The sequence below is a fragment of the Microcoleus sp. B3-D2 genome (genome assembly GCF_036705345.1).
Taxonomy (GTDB): Bacteria; Cyanobacteriota; Cyanobacteriia; order Cyanobacteriales; family Microcoleaceae; genus Microcoleus.
Map to the genome: position 1 here is coordinate 1 of NZ_JAUBUG010000096.1, position 6062 is coordinate 6062.

The 6062-nt window shown below is 49.6% G+C and carries 3 protein-coding genes; 2 read left to right on the forward strand and 1 reads right to left on the reverse strand.

Annotation, left to right across the window (positions count from 1 at the left end; translation table 11 throughout):
• The first annotated feature begins 182 nt into the window (after window positions 1-182).
• Together QUB14_RS25665 and QUB14_RS25670 are read left to right on the forward strand one after the other, a co-directional pair.
• Window positions 183-422 (forward strand): hypothetical protein, encoded by a 240-nt coding sequence (locus tag QUB14_RS25665; protein WP_333220580.1) that lies wholly within the window; start codon window positions 183-185, stop codon window positions 420-422.
• A 161-nt stretch (window positions 423-583) separates the two neighbouring features.
• The gene (locus QUB14_RS25670) at window positions 584-901 is read left to right on the forward strand and encodes a hypothetical protein (protein ID WP_333220550.1); all 318 of its coding nucleotides are present in this window, start codon (window positions 584-586) and stop codon (window positions 899-901) included.
• 36 nt (window positions 902-937) lie between these two features.
• Here the strand turns inward: QUB14_RS25670 and QUB14_RS25675 are convergent.
• On the reverse strand, window positions 938-6062 hold a 5125-nt coding region (locus QUB14_RS25675; protein ID WP_333297366.1), incomplete at its 5' end, for a cadherin-like domain-containing protein.

Sequence of the window (6062 nt, forward strand, 5' to 3'; positions counted from 1 at the left end):
GGATATTAGATGATTATTCGCTCGAATGGTTACACCGTATAGATTTTACTGCTTTTCACCTGACCTGAATCCTTACACCGTAAGTGCTGCGCCGAAGCGCCGAGCATTTGAGATGTTGTCCGTAATTTCTACAGTAAGCGGCGCCGAAGTGCCTTTATTGTAGATTTTCTACGTAATTCCTAATTTTCCCGCAAGTATTGCCGCTAGCATTGGGTTATACGCTATGGATGTTTGAGTATAACATCCGGGCGGCTTCGGTGTTGGGAGTCGTCGGCGCTGGCGGAATAGGCTTTGAATTGGTGAATTATATCAGATCTTTTGAATACAACAAAGCAACAACAATGATGTTAGTGCTGTTAGTTGTAGTCACGGTGATAGATGTTATTAGCAGCAAATGGCGGCAGCGGCGAGAAACAAAATAAGGACAGGTTGAGAAACAAAATAATGGCACGGGAATGCCGTGTCCTTACCCAAAAAAGATCGCCCAATCGGATTTAACCACCGCCCGATTAATTGTAGGGAAACGGCACTGCCGTGTCCTTATTTCGCGTAACGGGTAAAATCAACTCCGCTAGCATCGGAATTGAAAAATCGAATCAACAGTCAATACTCAACTATCATTCAGTTTTTCGACCCCTCCTTCAACAGTCAACAGTCAACAGTCAACAATAATTCCGGTGCAACCGGAATTGATATAAAATCAACCGGATTGGATGGTGGAATTGCCCGATCGCGCGATCGACTCCAACCATCGACAACTAGGCCAAAGAGGACACAGCAAAGCCCTTTACCTACGCAAAAAAGAGCGACTAAATTGTTTAACAATTACCAAAAAAAAGGACACAGCATGGCTGTGTCCTTACCCGTATCTTGTAGGGACACAGCATGGCTGTGTCCCTAACCGTACCGCCGATATCCCGATTAGTATTCTTGCCGTTTAGAACAAGAACAATTCAGTATTACCGGTCGGTCCCAAATTGACATCGACAGTGGCAAACAAACTGTTACCACCAACCGTAGAACCGTTGCTATCGTAATACAGTTTAGTAGACAAACCGTCGTAGATAGCCATGATGGACGGCCCGGTTAAAGTTGCTTCAAACACAGTTACATCAGACACTGTGCTGCTGTAAGCGTAGAAACTCGAACTCAAAGGCCCAGATCCGGTTGTAAAGGCTGCAAAACCAGTGCTGTCGAGGTTAATTACATCATCAGTAATGCTGTAATTGGTAATGAAATCCCCGCCGTCAGCAGTAGTTCCGCTGAACACAAACACATCCAAACCAGCACCGCCGTTGAGAACATTGGTTCCCACACCACCGATTAAAGTGTCATTCCCGATGCCGCCGTTGAGAGTATCGCTACCGCCACCGCCGAAGAGGCTGTCATTACCATCGTCGCCGGAAATGCTGTCGTTACCCAAACCGCCGTTGAAAATGTCGGCACCAGAACCGCCGCTGAAGATGTCAGCAAACTCAGTACCCGTGACGCTGTTATCAGTCGCATCTCCGGTAAACAAGACAGGAGTGGTGAAGTTGTAACCGCCAGCACCTGAACCGAAATTGTTAAAGGCGAGGGGGAAAGTATTTCCAGCAGCAGTTAAATCGGCAACACTGCCTGAGTTGGTAGTAGTACCAGTCACAGTAGTGCCATTGGCAGAAGCGGCGATCGTACCTGTAAATACAAAGTCCGCCGTTCCCAGATTGCTAGCAGCCGTACCCAGATTCGCAATCAAGGTAGAACCACCCGCTGCGGTACCGTTCGAGTCAAAATACAACACTGTTTCGTTCGAGGCATTAGTAAATGCGAAGAAACCAGCAGTTGTAGAATTGCCCAGGGCTTTAGCTTGTGCATCTTCTAAAGAGGCATAACTGCCGCCTGTGAAAATCACTAACTCTTGGCCAGTAATGTCAGGATTTGAACCCGTCACACCGTCAAAGTTAGTCGTAGTCAAATTGCCGAATTCGCTCGCGGTAAACTGGAATTTGTCACTTCCAGAGGTAAAGTCGGCAATTGTATCACCGCCTTCGCCTGCTGCTTTGTAAACAAACAGATCCGCACCAGCACCGCCAGTCAGAATATCTGCACCGCTGCCGCCGCTAAAGATGTCAGCAAACTCAGTACCCGTGACGCTGTTAGCACTCGCATCTCCGGTAAACAAGACAGGAGTGGTGAAGTTGTAGCCGCCAGCACCTGAACCGAAATTGTTAAAGGCGACGGGGAAAGTATTCCCAGCAGCAGTTAAATCAGCAACGCTGCCTGAGTTGGTAGTAGTACCAGTCGGAGAAGTACCATTGGCAGAAGGTGCGATCGTACCTGTAAATACAAAGTCCGCCGTTCCCAGATTGCTAGCAGCAGTACCCAGATTTGCAATCAAGGTAGAACCGCCGGCAGTCGTACCGTTCGAGTCAAAATACAACACCGTTTCGTTCGAGGCATTCGTAAATGCGAAGAAACCAGCAGTTGTAGAATTGCCTACGGCTGTAACTTGTGCATCTTCCAAAGAGGCATAACTGCCACCTGTGAAAATCACTAACTCTTGGCCAGTAATGTCAGGATTTGAACCACTTACACCGTCAAAGTTAGTCGTAGTCAAATTCCCGAAAGCGCTCGCGCTAAACTCGAATTTGTCACTTCCAGAGGTAAAGTCGGTAATTGTATCACCGCCTTCGCCTGTTGCTTTGTAAACAAACAGATCCGCACCAGCACCGCCAGTCACAACATCTGCACCTGAACCGCCGCTGAAGATGTCAGCAAACTCAGTACCAGTGACGCTGTTAGCAGTCGCATCTCCGGTAAATAACACAGGAGTGGTGAAGTTGTAACCGCCAGCACCTGAACCGAAATTGTTAAAGTCGGTCGGGAAAGTATTCCCAGCAGCAGTTAAATCAGCAACGCTACCTGAGTTGGTAGTAGTAGTACCAGTATCAGAAGAGGCGATCGTACCTGTAAATACAAAGTCCGCCGTTCCCAGATTGGTAGCAGCAGTACCCAGATTCGCAATAAGCGTCGAACCAGCGGCTACGGTACCGTTCGAGTCAAAATACAACACCGTTTCGTTCGACGCATTAGTAAATGCGAAGAAACCAGCAGTTGTAGAATTCCCCAGGGCTGTAGCTTGTGCATCTTCTAAAGAGGCATAACTGCCGCCTGTGAAAATCACTAACTCTTGGCCAGTAATGTCAGGATTTGAACCCGTCACACCGTCAAAGTTAGTCGTAGTCAAATTGCCGAATTCGCTCGCGGTAAACTGGAATTTGTCAGTTCCCGAGGTAAAGTCGGTAATTGTATCACCGCCTTCGCCTGTTGCTTTGTAAACAAACAGATCCGCACCAGCACCGCCAGTCACAACATCTGCACCAGAACCGCCGCTGAAGATGTCAGCAAACTCAGTACCAGTGACGCTGTTAGCATTAGCATCTCCGGTAAATAACACAGGAGTGGTGAAGTTGTAGCCGCCAGCACCTGAACCGAAATTGTTAAAGTCGCTCGGGTAAGTGTTCCCAGCAGCAGTTAAATCAACAATGCTGCCTGAGTTGGTAGTAGTCGCATTATCAGAAGAGGCGATCGTACCTGTAAATACAAAGTCCGCCGTTCCCAGATTGCTAGCAGCAGTACCTAAATTCGCAATCAAGGTAGAACCACCGGCTACGGTACCGTTCGAGTCAAAATACAACACAGTCTCGTTCGAGGCATTAGTAAATGCGAAGAAACCAGCAGTTGTAGAATTGCCCAGGGCTGTAGCTTGTGCAGCTTCCAAAGAGGCATAACTTCCGCCCGTGAAAATCACGAATTCTTTGCCAGTAATGTCAGGAGAAACCCCGCTAACACCGTCAAAGTTAGTCGTAGTCAAATTGCCGAAAGCGCTCGCAGTAAACTGGAATTTGTCAGTGCCAAAGGTAAAGTCGGCAATTTTATCGCCACCTTCTTTAGTTCCCCTGTAAACAAAGAGATCAGCACCACTGCCGCCGCTTATGATATCCAAACCGAGGCCGCCGGTGATGATATCGTTGCCGTCGCCGCCCTTGAGGCTATCGTTATAATTGCTGCCGACAATGTTGTCATCGCCTGCTAAACCATCGAAATTAACTGCGGCCGGAGAAGTGGTGAAATCCACATTGTCAGGGCCGGCAGTACCGACAGGAATATTTAGTGGCGGGCCCGTGAAGACAAAGTTACTGACCTCCAGGCGGATGGTCGCCGAGAAACTGGCCACAATATCAAAGCGCGCCCCAAAACCATATACCAGAACCAAACGGCCGGTATCGGCATCTATAAACTGACAGAAAATAGGCACGTCTGGGTTGCCGCCCAACTCTAAAAACCGCGCTTGCAAACTCGCGATGCTGTTAACAGTGATATCCGCGGTGAAGTCGAGCAAATTAGCGCCGCCGATCGACCCAAAAGTAGAATTAGCAGTAATCTCCACTTGGGTCAAGATAGAAGCGTTGAGACTAAAAGCTGCGTTAGAAAACTCTAAAACATCCTCAGTGACATTAAAGTCAGAGAGTAAGTCAGCTTCTGCAACTGTTGTAATATCTTCGCGGGAAGTTTGGTAAATAAAGCGATCCCTTCCACCACCTCCAATTAGAGTATTGGTTCCTAGGCCGCCTTCGATCGTGTCATTGCCCTCATTTCCGGTTAATACGTCATTCCCAGCACCGCCTACTACTGTGTCATCGCCGATGCCACCGTCGATATCGTCATCGTCATCGTCGCCGTCGATATCGTCATCGCCATCGCCGCCTTTAACTGTGTCGTTGCCTTTGCCTGCTTTTAATTTGTCATTGCCGCCGCCAGCTTCGATATCGTCATCGTCATCACCGCTGTCGATATCGTCATCGTCATTGCCGCCTTTAATTGTGTCCTTACCTTTGCCGCCGATGATTCTGTCGTTGGCTTCACCGCCTGTAATGTCATCGTCAGCATCGCTGCCTTCGATGTCGTTATCCAGCGTCGCAGAACCGACAATAACTTGAGCTTGTTGAGTGCCAGCAAAGTTAAAGACATTTTGCTCGACTATCAAGCTAAAACGCTGGCCGCGGAACTCATTTCTGCCGTTGCTAACTTTAAAACCAAAACCAGCCTCACCCTCATAACCTACTGTCGCTTTGAAACTTACAAAGCCTTCGTTAATGTCTGCTTGAGTGAAGGTCGAACCGGGTTGTACGGGGGCTCCCTTAAAGAATAGTTGGCCGGTTGTAGGATCGGGCAGCTCGGTTATCGTGTAGACTATGCCGCCAGGACCTTGCTGGTCATCGACATACTCCAACGACTCACGATTAATTTTTTGCTCGCCGCCGCTGGAACCAGCAACGCCGTTCTTATTAGCTCCGACTCGCGGAGGGTTAAAAATCGGGTTCGCAGTTGGAGTTGGAGTTTGAGTTGGAGTTTGATTTGGAGTTTGAGTTTGAGGATCAACTCCTAAAAAGTCGCCAGCATCGATCTGCGTTGCGTTGACATTCGACAATCGCACCAGCGTCGTGTTATTGACCCGAATTTCGGTATTGGCCTCGACTTGTACAAAGCTCAAGCTGTTAAAGTTCAAGCCGTCAATCAGCATAAACTTGTCTATGCCGTCTTCGTAGTCACTGATGACTGCACTTACCCCAGAGTTAGTGTCACTCATGGCAAACACGTCAGTTCCACCACCGCCGATACAGGTATGGTTGCCAGTACCGCCCATCAGCGTATCGTTGCCGTCGCCGCCCATCAGCGTATCCTCGCCGTCGCCGCCGCCGCTAACGCTGTCGTCGCCGTCGCCGCCGCCTGCCATGTCATTGCCGTCGCCAGTCACGAGGGTATCGTCGCCGGCACCGCCCATCACGGTATCGTCGCCAGCACCACCGCTAACGCTGTCGTCGCCGTCGTCACCTGCACAGTTGTCGCTGCCGTCGCCGCCCATCACGGTATCGTCGCCAGCACCACCGCTAACGCTGTCGTCGCCGTCGTCGCCTGCACAGTTGTCGCTGCCGACACCGCCCATTACGGTATCATCGCCAGCACCACCGCTAACGCTGTCGTCGCCGTCGTCGCCTGCACAGTTGTCGCTGCCGTCGCCG